The following is a 13,712-nucleotide window of genomic DNA, read 5'->3' as shown; positions in this document are numbered from 1 at the left end:
ACTACTGTCGAGCGGCTTCGAGGGAACATGCGGCTGCTGGAGCCGGCGCCGGCCTCGTCGGCCGGCCCCGATACCCATGAGAAGCACCATGTCGAGGCTCCGCCAGGGCCGTGCCAGCCGCCGCCCCACCCAACCCGGCGTGTTCGAGAAATCCCTGACGGCTGCCCATCAGGCGCGATCAGCACAGACCAACAGACGCCTACATCAGGAGGGTTCGCGGGCTTCGACAAGGAAGCGCGTGGTGCATGCTACGAAGGGGCCGCCGCTCCGGATACAGTCGTGCAGCTGCCTGAGCCGGTCCCGGTACTGGTACTGGTACTGGTAGGCACTGGTACTGGTAGGTACTGGTAGACGGTGAACCCGGGGACCATCCAGATCGCTTTCCGCAGAAAGTAGATCACCGCGCCGACATCGAAGAACTCGGTACGCAAGGACTCCGAGCGCAGGCCGAGGACCTCCAGACAAGCCGGCGGCCTCAGTAGCGGCACGGCGTCGTCTGCGCGGCGCTTGCCTCGCGGCTCAGGTGACTGCGGTCCAAGGAACTACTCAACGAGCCCGAGAACGCTGGACGGGCCGACCTGCTGGGAGAGGTACGTGCCGCCGGGTTGCAGGACACAAGCGACCTCCTCCCACCAGGTGGCCACCGGGTGACACCCGACCACCAGGTCGAAGGCTTCATCCGCGAACGGCAGCGGCGGCACTGGCAACACCGGAAACCGCGCTGGCCACTTGCCACACCTGCGCCCACGACGGGTAGGCCAGAGCCAGCACTCCACAGCCCACCGCGGTCACGAACAGCGCCATTGCCGCTACGGCCGCCGTACGCCAGGAACGCCGAGTGGCCGACGCACCCGGCTGCACGACCACCGGCCCCGCCACGGGCACCGAGGCGACCGCATAGGCCGCCGCCGTGCCCCCATAGGCGACCGCACAGGCGGTGACGGCCCACGCGTACGGAGGGCCGCCCACCGCCGGTTGCAGGGCATCCACCGCCTGCGGCACGGCAAACGCGGCGGCAGTACCTAAGACGAAGAACACGCTGGCGTCGAGGACGGCCAAGGCGCCCTCGACGACCTGCTCGAACACCTCGCCGATGTGCCGACGTCATCGGGCCCGACGGCACGGGAACTGAACATCCCGCCGTCAGCATCCCTGCTGCCGATCGTCGAGGTCAACCAGGGCAAAAGCTCAACTACTTGGGGTGTCTTCAATGGTTGCGTCACGCGCCCCAATTGGGTTTCGTGACACAACCATTAAAGCCCCCTAGACACAGGCCTTGGCGGGCGGCGTGACCGGTTCGGGCCCCGTTCCGACGAATGTGTCGGCCCAGTCCCGTACCGCCCGCTGGTACGGGACGGTGTTGGTGGCCAGATTCAGGTCGTGGCCCGCCCCGGGCTGAACGTATGTGTGCAGGCAGGCCGCAGATCCGAAGTACGGGTCCTCCTGGGCCTTGAGCGTCGCCGCGCTGGCGCAGTTGCCGGCCAGGGAGTCGCAGAAGAATCGGTCCTGGTCGCCGACGGCGAGCAGGACCGGGTGCTGGATCTGACGGGAGTACGGCAGGAGTGCGGCCACACCGAGACCGTCGGCCGCCTCGGCCGCGCTGAACACGTCCTTGGTGTCCTCATCCGTGGCGAGCACCGCGGGGTCGGTGGTCGCGGGGGCGTAGAAGTCGGTGCCCCGGGTGCCGGGCCTCGTGGTCAGGTACCCCGGGTCGTAGGTTTTTCCGGCGAATGCCGGGTCCAGGGCCGCGGGGTAGAGGGACGAGGTGAAGATGTCCACGAGATTCTGGGCGACGATCCGGTGGGTGATGCCTGTGAGCACCACGGCGTCCGCGTCGTTGTAGGTGCCCGTTTCGATGACGCTGATCAGCGAGCCGAGCGAATGGCCGCCGAGGATGACCTTGCGGAAGTCCGTGCCGCCGATCCGGCCGCCGCGCAGTGCCTGGATCACCTGGTGCACGGCCCCGGCCTGGACGGACGCGGTGACCAGGATGCTGGGCGGGCGTGAGCTCGCGCCGGTTCCAAGCCGGTCCACGACGAAGGTGGCATAGCCGGCACCGTTCATGGCCTGGCGGAAGTTGTACGTCTCGGGTTGGTACGGGAAGTCCCAGTAGGTGTGGTTGTACGTCCCTCCGGGCACCAGCACCATCACCGTGTCGGCCGTACCACCCGCGGGCACGCACAGGGTGCCGTGCATCGTCGCCGACACGACACCGGTGACGGGGATGTCGGCGCCCTGGCACGAGGCCGGCGCTGCCTGCGCTGCCCCGCTGGGCACACACACCGCCAGCAGCGCGGCCAGCCCGAGAACACACCGCACTCGCACGCTATTTCGAAATCGGGTCACATGTGCCTCAACATTCCGTAGTACGGCAGCCAGGGGCTGCTGAGCTGAGCCGAAGACAGAAACATGCAGGCCACAGGCCTGCCCCCTACCATCCCGAGGGCTCCAGCAGCCATCGGGAGGAGCGCTCCCGCGCGTGCGGGCTCACCGGTGATCAACACACTGCGCCCGCAGTGCTCGGTTGACCAGAGCAGGCGAGGGTTGTGCAGGGGGACGCGCCCGGCGCGCACGGCGAGTGCGGGCGTTTGGGGGAAACGGTTGTGTCACGCGCCCCAATTGGGGCGCGTGACACAACCGTTCAAGACACCCCTACTTGACAAATTTGATGTGTTGGATAAGTGCTTCAGTTGGCGATGTCCGCCAGCTGAAGCACTCAGTCACAGCCGTTTGTCCTGTGCCATAGAAGGCTGAGCCATTCACGGCAGGTCGTGGCTTGGGGGCGCCGCTTGGCGCGGCAACCCCAGGGCGCAGGACGCTCTACGAGAACTACTGGCGGCCCAGAACGAGTTGACGGCCCCCGCGGGATGCTTGCGGGGGCCGTCCCGACTACTGGGCGTTGTTACCCGTGTCGTTGTCATCCTTGGCGGGGCGCTTGATTTCCGCCTTGGCGGTCTTCAGCGCGCGGACGGTCCTGGCCGTCCTCTCCGCCAGTCCGGACATCACGTGCAGGGCGTAGGTGACTACGAACGTCACACTTCCAATCACCCCGATCGCGACCCCGGTCCAGCCGTCATGCATCCCGGCCCCCTTCTCCTCGGCGAGCCCCGGTAGCAGATCTGCTCCGGGGCGCTTGTGGACCCGTAGCGGGTGGGGCATGAGAGGTGTAGGGGGTCGGGCTGCGCGGCTGCGCATCCCTTACGCGACTGATGGTAGCCGTTTGCATACTTTATGTGTCAATAGTTGGGGAGGCGATAAGTGCCTCATTAGGTGTCACGAACTTCCGTTGCTCAACGTTCGATGGCACGTGCTCAAACTTCGGTGGCACAAGACACCGTTGTCCTGTGCCACCGAAGTCGGCCAAGCGCATCCAGAGCCCTACCGGGCCTGCCTCTTCCTCAGCGCGGTGATGAGGATGGCGAGGATGGCAGCGAGACGGAGTGCGGCCAGTCTCTCCGACACACCAGCACGGTCTGCCCGCCCGATCAGGGCGGGAGCATTCATGGCCGGCGTTGCCGTCAACGGCCGTTGCGCCAGCGCGGTACCTGCGCCCGGCAGACCTGGGCCCATCGCGGCGTGCGTCGGACCCAGTCCGGGTCAGGCGTGGACGTCTGCGGCGCGCGGACAGGACCGACCGGAGCCGCCGACGGGGCTGAACAGCGCCGTCTGGATTGTGGGTCAGCCGGCAAAAATGCGGGCGAATGCGTTCGCGCCCTTGCCGATGCTCGAACAGGTCGCCAACGCCTTCGCCTCGCCACCCTTGGCGCAGGGCTTGTCCCTGGTGACCGACCACATCGACAGCCGGCCGAGTCCCTTGGAGTCGGCGAACCTCTTGAGCTGCGCCGCGTCGGCGGTGGTGAAGACTTCGCCCTTGACGTCGTTGACACCGATCATGGGCGTGACGGCGACGGTCCGCCATGCCGTGGCGTCGTCCCGGATGCCCAGCACCGTCTTGAGCTGCTTGTGGGTGGCAGTGGCGGCGGCGATGGCGTAGGCGCCCATGTCGCCGTCGTAGAAGGTGCCGTAGTCCATGGCCATGATGTTGACGGTGGACACTCGCAGCCCGTACTTCTTCGCGGCCGCCAGCGCAGCGACGGAGTGCCGGTTCAGACCCGACGGCATCACGGGGAGGGTGAAGGAGACGTCCAGGTTCCTGCGCTGCTGCTGGAGCCGTGCGACGGCCCGGGCGCGGAGCTCGTTGGCTCGGGTGTCCGTCAGAGCGGGGCCTTCCAGGTCGAAGTCGACCTTCGTGAGATCGTAGGTGTCGATGACCGTGCGATATGCCTTCATCAGCGCGTCCACCGAGCCGCAGGCCCTGGCGAGTTCGTTGCCGCTCTGTCCGCCGAAGGACACGCGTACGTTGCCGCCCCGGGCCCTAAGCCGGTCTGCTTGCCGTGCCACCGGGTTGGCGTCCAGCGGCTGCCGGCCGCCCCACTTGGGCACGCAGCCGCCCCCCGGGGAGACGAAGGCCAGGGTGTACTCCTTCACCCCAGTTTCCTGGGCGCCCTTGAGGAGGTCCAACGAGGGCTTGAGCAAGGTGTCCACGTACGGCGAGAAGCCCGCCGGCTCAGGGGTGGGCGAAGGGCTCGGGTGCTGGGTGGGTGTTGGCTTGGGAGCTTCGGGCTTGGCCCGGTCCTTGTGGCTCGCGTGCGGGGAGGGCGTCGGTCGTGGGTGACCGGGCTTGTGCTGGACGTCGGTCGAGCATCCGGCGAGCAGCGCCACGGCGAGCGCCGCAGCCGTCGCCATCACCGTGGCGGTCCGTATCGAACGACGGCTCGGGCGGACGGCGGGTACGTCGGCGGGGTTCGTCATCGTCGAACTGCATCCTTCATGCCGTGATGGAGTGGAGCGGTGTGGTGTGCGGCGCGAAGCAGCACCCGCGCGGCGGCGGACGGCGGAACCGACGGACCCGACGCCGCCAAGGACGGCTGCTTCAGCGCCTCACCCATGATCCTCGTACCCGCCCCGCGCCGCAGGACCCGCACAGGTGAGCGACGTCACCGGCGACTCGGGCGGTCGTCTAGGAGCACCAGAAGAGGAAGCAGGACGGCGGCCGCGTGGGGCGGGGTGTGGGCGTCGGCTTCGTCCCCGCGTTCGTGGGCGACGGCGCCGGCTGGGGCGGTTCCTTGGTCGTGGCCCGGGTGGCGGCGGGCGGCGCCGTGGTCGCGGATACGGGAACCGCCGAGTGGGACACGGCGTGCGATGTTGATGCGGACGGCTTCGCGGAATGCGACGGACGAGCCGACCCTTCCGCGGTCTCGCCGGGTGAGGGGTGCGCGGTGGCGGACGCGTCGACGGGGGTGGCCGACGCCTGTGACTCCGTCTCCTTGCTGGGCGTGAGCCCGGTGGGCAGCAGTTCCCCAGACAGGCCTGTCGCGACGACACCGACCAGTACGATCCCGCCCGCGACGCCGAGGGCCAGCCTGGCCCTCCCGTTTTTGCGTCGTCGTGCCCGGCGCGGGCCCTTGCCACGGCGGCGGGTCGCCGACGTCCGACGGGAGGCGTACCCGTCGGTGCCGTCACCATCACCGTCACTCTCACCGGGACCGGCACCCGCACCCGCACCCGCACCCGCACCCGCACCCGCAGCGGCATAGCCGGTGGCTGCGCCGGAGTCGAGGTCCGGGTCGGCCGGGCCGGGTCCGGGCTCGCCGTCCTGTTCGGGAAGCGGGCCTGCCTCGTAGGACTCCATCGGCTCGTACGCCTGCGTCTGCTCGTAGGCGTGCGGAGCCTCAAAACCCCCGTCGTACCCGTGCGTTCCCGTGTGCTCGTAGCCCGGTGGCTCGGGCATCAGCGGGAGGCGGCTCTGGTAGAGGGGGTGCGGCCGTGGTGGGGGGCTCCCAGTGGCTGCGCCAGCGTGCGCGCCGGCACACTCCGGACACGCCTTTGCTCCGCCGAGATAGCTCCCGCATCCAACGCAGTAGTCCATGCGGTTGTCCGTTTCCTCCGGTCGCCGCCCCAGCCCCCTGGGTGGCGGACCACCCTACTCACGCAGCGATGTCCGGCCCACCCTGCCCCCTCTCCAGGCCCGAGGTATGCCGATGCGCCCCTGGTATGGCACTACGCCCCGCCGAACCCCGGCTTGCCCGGTTGATGGCCGGCCACCCGCTCCCAAAGAAGTCGCGGATTCGGGGTTGCTGCCGGGGCGACCTTTGGGAGTGCCGGTGCGGGGTGTCGGTGGCCGCGACAGTGGAGAGGGGCGCCGGCGGCCGGGATGGTCGCGGTGCCGCGGGACGCGAGTCGCGGGGTGCAGGACACGTGGAGAGAAGTGCTGCCGGAGCGGGCACAGCAGCTGCCCGCCGAGCTGCCCAGGGCCTTGAGCTCAGAGGGTTTCAGCACGACCCCGGCAGGTGTCCTGGCGGGTGGAAGCGCCGGCCGATTCGCGCGACGCCAGGGTGCTGGACCAACGGCAGACGTGGCGTGCCGGCCCCGGTGGCAGATGTGGCACCCTGCGGCCGCTTGCCGCGTCTTGGTGAACCGTGGTGCGGCCTGCGGACTGGCCCCCGCCCACCGTGCGGCCTGCGGGCCGCTTCCCGCCCCCGTGCGGAGCACCCGGTTCAGGCGGTCGGCTCTCGCCTGGACAGCCCGCTGATACGGCACGGGTGAAGGCACAGGCCGGGGGACGTCCACTCGTGGAGTTCAGGCCTCCGTATCTGCCTCCGCCTGGATCCAAGATCGATTGTCAGTGGTGGGTGAGAGGCTGAGTACACCAAGTCGGAAGAGGGGGAGCAGTTATGTCCGGAAGCCAGAACTACATCAATCACGTCGCTCTTGTACTGGATGCCAGTTCGTCCATGTCACACCTGAGCCGCAAGGTCGTCGAAGTCGCCGACCAGCAGATTGCCTACCTGGCGCGCCGATCGAAGGAACTCGACCAGGAAACCCGCGTCACGGTGTACGTCTTCGCGGACAAGGTGAAGTGCGTCATCTACGACAAGGACGTGCTGCGGATGCCATCCCTGAAGCAGCTGTACCAGGTTGGAGGAATGACAGCTCTGCTGGCGGCCACACTGAATTCGCAGCGGGAGCTGGCGCAGACCGCTCAACTTTACGGCGACCACAGCTTCCTGACGTTCGTACTGACCGACGGGCAGGAAAACGCAAGTCACCGCTGCGTGGACTCCCCTGCCGGCAATCCCCGTGAACTGGTGCAGGCCGTGGCCACAATGATCGAGACGCAGGAAGACAACTGGACACTGGCCGTCCTCGTACCGGACCAGATGGGCAAGCGCGAGGCCATGCAGTGCGGTTTCCCGAAGGACAACATCGCCATCTGGGACGCCACAAGCACACGGGGTCTGGAGGAGGCCGGGCAGGTCATCCAGCAGGCAACCGAGAATTTCATGGTGGGCCGCGCCCGCGGCGTCCGCGGATCACGAGCGTGTATTTTCCACGGGCGCCGAGGCCGTCAACAAGGACACCATAAAGGCCGCCGGGCTCACCCCGGTAAACCCCTCCAAGTACCAACTGATCCCCGTGGCTCGCGAAGCGACAATCCGAAACTGGGTCGTCGAATGCGGACACACCTACCGCACCGGCTGCGCCTTCTACCAGCTCAGCAAGTCGGAGAAAGTCCAGGCGCAGAAGCAAATTGCGGTGCTGGAGAAGAAAACAGACCGGGTCTACACCGGACCGGAGGCCCGAGCCCTGCTCGGCCTGCCGGACCAGGAAGTCCGCGTCAAGCCCGACCACAACGACGACTTCACCATCTTTGTACAGAGCACCAGCGTGAACCGGAAGCTGGTACCGCACACGCGGCTACTGCTGATGCTCTGACACACCTGAACTGCCCCCGCCGGTCTGACCGGCGGGGGCAGTCAACACAGGCCGGCGAACCCACCCAGGCAAAACCACCACCCGGCAACTCACAGCACGCAGCTCGCAGCTGGCAGCTGGCACGCAGCGGCTTGGGACGGCTTGCGGGGGCACGCCAGCAAAAGGCCAGCGGCCCCGGTCCGGTCGCCTAGCGGCCCAGTACGCCGCCGTACTCAACCGCGCCATTGAGCCCCAGACCGGCAGGGGTCACCGCGGTGATCGGGGGCGGGGTGCCCTCCTCACTGGACGGGTCGAACCAGACGCCGCCCGACTTGCTGTTCTCGCCGGGGGCGCCGATCGCGATGTCCGGGTAGGTATCACCGTTGTAGTCCCCGGTCGAGACGGCCGCGCCGAAGAGGTCGCCCGTCTCGGCGGTGCCGGGCACGCCGGCCGAGTCCTGGCTGAAGGAGGGGCCGGTCATCACACCGGTGTGGCTCGCGGCGAGCCACAGATAGGAGCCCGCGTTCGTCTTCGAGCCGACGGCCTCGTGGCCGACACCGACGATGAGTTCATCGATGTTGTCCCGGTCGAGGTTGGCCACCGACAGGGACGCGCCGAAGTCGTCCTCGGCCTCGGCGGTGCCGCCGACGTACGGCGAGGACTGCGTGGTGCAGGCGACATTGCCGCCCAGCGTGGTGCCCTCCTTGCCGTAGACGACCGCGATCGCACCGCCGAGGCGGTCCTCGCAAAAGGTGCCGTCGGCCTCCGGGTTGGGCTGGACCAGGCCGATGGCCAGGTCCGCCGTGTGGTCGCCGTCGAAGTCGCCGGTGGCGATCGCGCTGCCGTAGTCGCTGGTGCTCCACGTGGTCGACCAGGCGCCCGAGGTCCGGCTGTAGACACGGGTACCGGAGCTTTCCACGCCCTTGAAGGTGACCGCCAAGTCGTCCGTGCCGTTGCCGTCGAAGTCACCGGCGGCCAGGGCACGGGCGCCACCGAAGGCGTACCCGTCGACGAGCTGGGTGCTGGTCGACGAGCCCGAGGTGAACGGGCCCGGACGCATCCGCGTACTGCCACCCTCCTCACCGGAGGCGCTCAGAGCCAGGTCCTGGTCACCGTCGTGGTCGAAGTCGCCGGCCGCGATCTTCCCGCCGAGCTTGGAGAACTCCGAGTCGCCCTTGGCGGCGGTGAGGCCGCCCTTGGTGAAGCCGGACGCGGAACCCCACACCACCGTGACGGTGCCATGGTGCTCGGTGGTGGAGCTGGTGAGGGACTCGCCCGAGGCGGAGACGGCCAGGTCGCTGTAGCCGTCACCGTTGAGGTCGGAGATGGCCACGGCCGTACCGAACAGGTCGCCGGCCTCGGAGGTGCCCGGCACCCCGGTGGTGGACTGGCTGACGACGGTGGACTTGGCCGGACCGTTCGCGCTGCCCCACAGCACGTTCACATACCCCGCCTTGGCCTTGCCGTCCACGGTCGCCTTCGGCATACCGACCGCAACGTCGTCATAGCCGTCGCCATTGAAGTCGGCACGCGTGGTCGGGGCGGCCTCGGCGGGCCCCGCAAGCGGCAGTGTCAGGCCCGTGGCGGCCAGGCCCGTCACCGTGGCGATCGCTGCGATGGTTCTTATGCGCAACAGTGTCTCCCAGAAGAGCGAGGATGATCGATCGTTCTGGGGTGTGACAGACCGGCCGTACAGAAGGTTGTGCCGGAATAGATTACGAATCAACAACCTTGTTCGAGGTCGATCGGGCGCGCTCAGATGCCGCGGCATGCGGCACGTGCCCTGATCACGGAGAAGCAGCCCGACACCGGGCCCGGCGCCGGACCTGGCGGCGCGGGCTCGGCCGAGCGCCGCCAGCGGTTGCCTGACGAACTCCTCCCGGGTGCTCGGTGCGTCCCAGATGCCGCCGGGGAACTCTGACCTCCCACGGCCGGGGGTGTCGCCCCCGCCGCTAATTCGGTACTCCCCCGCACCCCCCGCAGGTGACAATCAAGGCCCGCTACCAGGAGGAACACATGAGCCAGGCGTACCTGACTCTGCACGAGCTGCTGCCGCCCGAGGAGTTGGCGTCGGCTCTCGACGCCGGGCACGTCACCCGCAAGTCGCACCCCGAACTGCCGCTCTCGCTCTACACGTACACCAGGAGGTGCCAGTACGAGCGCGTGTGGAACCAGGTGACCACGCGCTGTCGAGGGCTGGTCGCCGACGATGTCACGGGCGAGATAGTGGCGTTGCCGCTGCCGAAGTTCTTCAACGTCGGCGAGCACGAGGCCGGTCAGCCGTACGCGCCCGCTCTGCCGGACGAGCCGTTCGAGGTGTACGACAAGGTCGACGGCAGCCTCGCGGTGATCTTCCACTACGCCGGCCGGTGGCGGGTCGCGTCCAAGGGATCGTTCATCAGCACCCAGGCCACCTGGGCCCAGCGCCTGCTGGACGGCCGGGACACCTCTGCCCTGGTTCCGGGAGTGACCTACCTTGCGGAGATCCTGTACCCCCAGAACCGGATAGTCGTCGACTACGGCGACCGCCGGGACCTGGTGCTCTTCGCCGCGTTGGGCATGGACGGCAGGGAAATCCCCCTGGCCGAAGCCGCGGCCGGCTGGAAGGGCATCGGTTCGGTCGTGACGGTCTGGCCCGCCATGCCGCTCGACGAACTGCTGGGCCTGACCGAGTCCAACCAGCTGCCGGGCGGCCGGACCGCCACGGGCACCGACGCGGAGGGCTTTGTCCTGCGCTTCGCCTCGGGCATACGGGCGAAGGCCAAGCTCTCCGAGTACATACGGCTCCACAAGGTGCTCACCGGTGTCACCGAGCGGGACATCTGGCGCAGCCACGGCATCCAGCGTTTCGCCGGTCTGCCCGCGAAGCAGGTGGCACAGGCGCTGGGCTCCTCGGTGGCGGACATCGAGTCGTCCGGCGGCAGGCCGTTGGACGCGCTGCTGGAGCAGGTGCCCGACGAGTTCGACGTCTGGGTGCGCGAGGTGATCACGCGGATCGAGAAGGGCGTGGCCGACCGCGAGCGTGCGATCGACGAGGCGTTCCGGTCCGTCGCCCATCTCGCCGCCGACCGCGGCGCCTTCGCCCGCGCCGTACAGGCACTGCCGGATGCCGCCGCCGTCCGTCCCGCCATGTTCCAGCGCCTGGACGGGCGCCCCACGGAGCTCACGACATACCGTTCCGTCCGGCCGGAAGCGGCCGACCCGTTCAAGACCGACGAGGAGAACTGACCGTGCCCGTAGTACACGTCATGACGGGGCTCCCGGCCTCCGGGAAGACGACCGCCGCGCGCAAATTGCAGGCGGAGTCCGAGGGCCGGATGCGCCGGGTCAATCTCGACGACCTGCGAGCGATGCTCGACGTCCCGGCGCCCGAGCGTGGCCGGTCGCACGCGCACGAGCAGACCGTATTGGCGATCCAGGACGCGGCGGTTCGGGCGGCGGTTGACGACGGGTTCGACGTTGTCGTGGACAACACTCATCTGACGTCCCACATCCCCAAGCGCCTGAAGGCCGCGGTGGCCGGACAGGCCACGTTTGTCGTGCACGACTTCACCGACGTGCCGGTGGAGGAGTGCATACGGCGCGACGCCGACCGGGACCGGTCGGTCGGCGAGGAGATCATCCGGATCCTCGCCGACAAGCACGTGAAGGCCGCGAAGGGCGGCTGGCGGCTCACCGAGGCATGGCTGAACGACGAGCCCACGGTCGAACCGTATGTCGCCGACCTCGCGCTGCCGGCCGCGGTGATGTGCGACATCGACGGCACGCTGGCCATCAGGGGCGAGCGGGGTCCCTACGACTTCTCCCACTGCGACGAGGACCTGCTCAACGCCTCCGTACGGGGAGCGCTGTGCTCTTTCCGGCGCGCGGACGGCGATGTGATCGTGCTGCTCTCGGGCCGTGGTGAGGAGCACCGTGAGAAGACGGAAGCGTGGCTGCGTCACCACGAGGTGCCCTACGACGAACTGTGGATGCGCGCCGCAGGCGACGGCCGCCGTGACGACGTGGTGAAGGCCGAACTCTTCGATCGGCATGTGCGTCGGCGCTTCGCGGTGCGCGTCTCCCTGGACGACCGCGACCGCGTCGTCGCTGTCTGGCGGCGAATGGGCCTGCCCACCTGGCAGGTCAATTACGGCAACTTCTAGCCGGCCGACGGTCGGCTGGGGACGGGCGATGGGCTGAGGGCGGGAGACGGGCCGAGAGGACAGCGGCCGCCGAGCGGCGGTGCCGCCAACGGCCGCTGGTCCTGCCCACAGCCCGACCCCGGAATCAGCCGGCCCGCCGGCCGGGCGTTTCAATTCTTGACCGGCCACTCCAGCGGCGCCGCCTGGAAGCCCTGACTCAGTTCGACCGCGGCGGCCTTCTGGCCCTCGGGGATGAGGAAGGCCGTGCAGATCTTCTCCGACTGCCCCGCACTCAGCTTCTTTTCGCTGTCGGGTGCCGGGCAGTTCGGCCACTTGGCGTCGCCCATGATGACGATGAGGGCGCGGGTGCGCTGGCCCCCGTTCGTTCTGACGATCAGGTCGCTGTCCATGTCATTGATGTCCAGGGCCTGGCCGCTCTTGTGAGTGAGGGTGGACCACACGTACACGGGAATCGTGGGCTTCTCACCCTTCTTCTTCTCCAGGCCGGAGTTGTCCATGTCGGCCTTTGTTCCGGTCTGCACCTTGGTGGGCGTGACCGTGAACGTGCTGTTCGCGGTCTTCTGCATGTGACTTTTCTGCGGCGGGCTGGCCTCACCCAGCTGGTAGGCCGTCTTGGTCTCCGGTGAGGGGGAGCCGGAGCCCTTCCCCGGACCCAAGTTGCCGCAACCGGTCAGCGCGACAGCCAGCGCCACGGCGCCCATCGTCGCCGGAACGGTACGAGCCCACGTGTGCATGTCTTCCCCCGTTTTGAAGTGTTCCGGTGCCCGGCCGGGCGGACAGCCCCATAAGCCAGGCATCGTGCAGGAGCACGATCCTAGAGCGGAACCATCCGCTTGTGGACATGGGGGTCCGGAACGTCTCCCCGACGGGGCCGTCAGCCGAATGAAGACGAGACGACTCCTTCACACCACACCTACTGACCGACCGTCCGTACGTAATGGTCGGCGATCTCGTCACTGGTAGTCAGCCATACGCCGGGATGCTCGGCCACGTACGTCAGGGCCTCGTCCAGATACCTGTGCCGGAAGGCCTGGCCGATGACGAACGGGTGCAGGGCCAGCGCCATCACACGCCCGCCGTCCGCCGCGTCCTCGTAAAGCTGGTCCAGCTGGTCCTTGACGATCTGGACGAAGTCCGGGCCGCTGAGACGCTTGCCGACGAACAGGCCGATGTCGTTCAGCTCGACGGAGTACGGGACGCTCAGCATCCCGGGGACGTTCAGCGTGTAGGGCTGGTCGTCGTTGGTCCAGTCGAGGACATAACTCAGACCGAGCTCGGCGAGGAGTTCCGGCGTGCGGAAGGACTCGGTGAGTGCCGGCCCCATCCAGCCCCGCGGGCGCTTCCCGGTGGCCTTTTCGATGGTGTCGACGACCTCGGTGAGATAGGCACGTTCCTCGTCGGGTGCCACGTCGGGCTGGAAAATGGAGTTGTTCTTGCCGTGGGCCAGCCATGCCCAGTCCCGGTCCCGGCCGGCCTGGATGATCTGCGGATAGCGGTCGGCGACATCGGAGTTGAGGAGGACGCTGGCGCGGATGCGGTGCCGGTCCAGGGCTTTGATCAGGCGCCAGAAGCCGACGCGGGGGCCGTAGTCGCGCCATCCGTAATTCAGCGGGTCCGGCGTCAGGTGGGTGGTACCCGGGAACGTGCTCGTCGAAGGGCGATCGATCCGGTAGTGCTCGACGTTCAGTCCGACATAGAAGGCGACCCGGGCGCCGTCGGGCCAGTGGAGCGGCGCGCGCTCGACGATGGGGCTGTAGTCGAAGAGCCGGTTGTCCATCAGAACTCACCTCGCGTGGGCGGTGCGGTTGCGTA

10 protein-coding genes and 2 pseudogenes are annotated in these 13,712 nt (G+C 68.2%); 3 read left to right on the top strand and 9 right to left on the bottom strand.

Going from position 1 to position 13,712, the window contains the following annotated elements; genetic code table 11:
• Positions 1-204: 204 nt before the first annotated feature.
• The 6 genes and pseudogenes from FCH28_RS39055 to FCH28_RS38495 all read right to left on the bottom strand — a co-directional run.
• Positions 205-698: pseudogene (locus FCH28_RS39055) on the bottom strand (SAM-dependent methyltransferase); the annotation flags it as partial.
• Positions 676-1,086, bottom strand: coding sequence for a hypothetical protein (locus tag FCH28_RS08430; RefSeq protein ID WP_136739047.1), 411 nt, complete (start codon positions 1,084-1,086; stop codon positions 676-678). The pseudogene FCH28_RS39055 and the gene FCH28_RS08430, both read right to left, overlap by 23 nt.
• 177 nt (positions 1,087-1,263) lie before the next feature.
• A complete protein-coding gene (locus tag FCH28_RS08425) occupies positions 1,264-2,319 on the bottom strand; it encodes an alpha/beta fold hydrolase (RefSeq protein ID WP_222852397.1) in 1,056 nt (351 codons plus the stop codon).
• 570 nt (positions 2,320-2,889) lie between these two features.
• On the bottom strand, positions 2,890-3,036 hold the full coding sequence (locus FCH28_RS37990; RefSeq protein ID WP_169314088.1) for a hypothetical protein: 147 nt from the start codon (positions 3,034-3,036) through the stop codon (positions 2,890-2,892).
• Between the two features lie 642 nt (positions 3,037-3,678).
• Complete coding sequence (locus FCH28_RS08420) at positions 3,679-4,812, bottom strand: chitinase (protein WP_136739045.1); 1,134 nt, start codon at positions 4,810-4,812, stop codon at positions 3,679-3,681.
• Between the two features lie 208 nt (positions 4,813-5,020).
• The gene (locus FCH28_RS38495) at positions 5,021-5,791 is read right to left on the bottom strand and encodes a hypothetical protein (protein WP_187363781.1); all 771 of its coding nucleotides are present in this window, start codon (positions 5,789-5,791) and stop codon (positions 5,021-5,023) included.
• A 943-nt stretch (positions 5,792-6,734) separates the two neighbouring features.
• Between FCH28_RS38495 and FCH28_RS08410 the strand changes: the two are divergent.
• Positions 6,735-7,776 (top strand): annotated as a pseudogene (locus tag FCH28_RS08410) (vWA domain-containing protein).
• 187 nt (positions 7,777-7,963) lie between these two features.
• Here the strand turns inward: FCH28_RS08410 and FCH28_RS08405 are convergent.
• Complete coding sequence (locus FCH28_RS08405) at positions 7,964-9,388, bottom strand: FG-GAP-like repeat-containing protein (protein ID WP_136739044.1); 1,425 nt, start codon at positions 9,386-9,388, stop codon at positions 7,964-7,966.
• 383 nt (positions 9,389-9,771) lie between these two features.
• Between FCH28_RS08405 and FCH28_RS08400 the strand changes: the two genes are divergently transcribed.
• Both FCH28_RS08400 and FCH28_RS08395 read left to right on the top strand, forming a co-directional pair.
• Complete coding sequence (locus FCH28_RS08400) at positions 9,772-10,983, top strand: RNA ligase (protein WP_136739043.1); 1,212 nt, start codon at positions 9,772-9,774, stop codon at positions 10,981-10,983.
• 2 nt (positions 10,984-10,985) lie between these two features.
• Positions 10,986-11,900: a phosphatase domain-containing protein gene (locus FCH28_RS08395; protein WP_136739042.1), complete on the top strand. Its 915-nt coding sequence runs from the start codon at positions 10,986-10,988 to the stop codon at positions 11,898-11,900.
• A 149-nt stretch (positions 11,901-12,049) separates the two neighbouring features.
• On the opposite strand, the gene FCH28_RS08390 is transcribed toward FCH28_RS08395, so the two are convergent.
• Positions 12,050-12,601, bottom strand: a complete 552-nt coding sequence (locus FCH28_RS08390; protein ID WP_246102570.1) for a hypothetical protein — start codon at positions 12,599-12,601, stop codon at positions 12,050-12,052.
• 212 nt (positions 12,602-12,813) lie between these two features.
• Positions 12,814-13,677, bottom strand: coding sequence for a polysaccharide deacetylase family protein (locus tag FCH28_RS08385; protein ID WP_136739040.1), 864 nt, complete (start codon positions 13,675-13,677; stop codon positions 12,814-12,816).
• Between the last annotated feature and the right edge of the window lie 35 nt (positions 13,678-13,712).

This window comes from Streptomyces piniterrae, assembly GCF_005048155.1.
Classification (GTDB): Bacteria; Actinomycetota; Actinomycetes; order Streptomycetales; family Streptomycetaceae; genus Streptomyces; species Streptomyces piniterrae.
This window is presented reverse-complemented; position numbering and strand designations above follow the sequence as displayed.

Bases quoted from the DNA above. Each gene is read 5' to 3' on its own strand.
- FCH28_RS08420 (WP_136739045.1), bottom strand. From the start codon at position 4,812: ATGACGAACCCCGCCGACGTACCCGCCGTCCGCCCGAGCCGTCGTTCG.
- FCH28_RS38495 (WP_187363781.1), bottom strand. From the start codon at position 5,791: ATGCCCGAGCCACCGGGCTACGAGCACACGGGAACGCACGGGTACGAC.
- FCH28_RS08400 (WP_136739043.1), top strand. From the start codon at position 9,772: ATGAGCCAGGCGTACCTGACTCTGCACGAGCTGCTGCCGCCCGAGGAG.
- FCH28_RS08390 (WP_246102570.1), bottom strand. From the start codon at position 12,601: ATGGGCGCCGTGGCGCTGGCTGTCGCGCTGACCGGTTGCGGCAACTTG.
- FCH28_RS08385 (WP_136739040.1), bottom strand. From the start codon at position 13,677: ATGGACAACCGGCTCTTCGACTACAGCCCCATCGTCGAGCGCGCGCCG.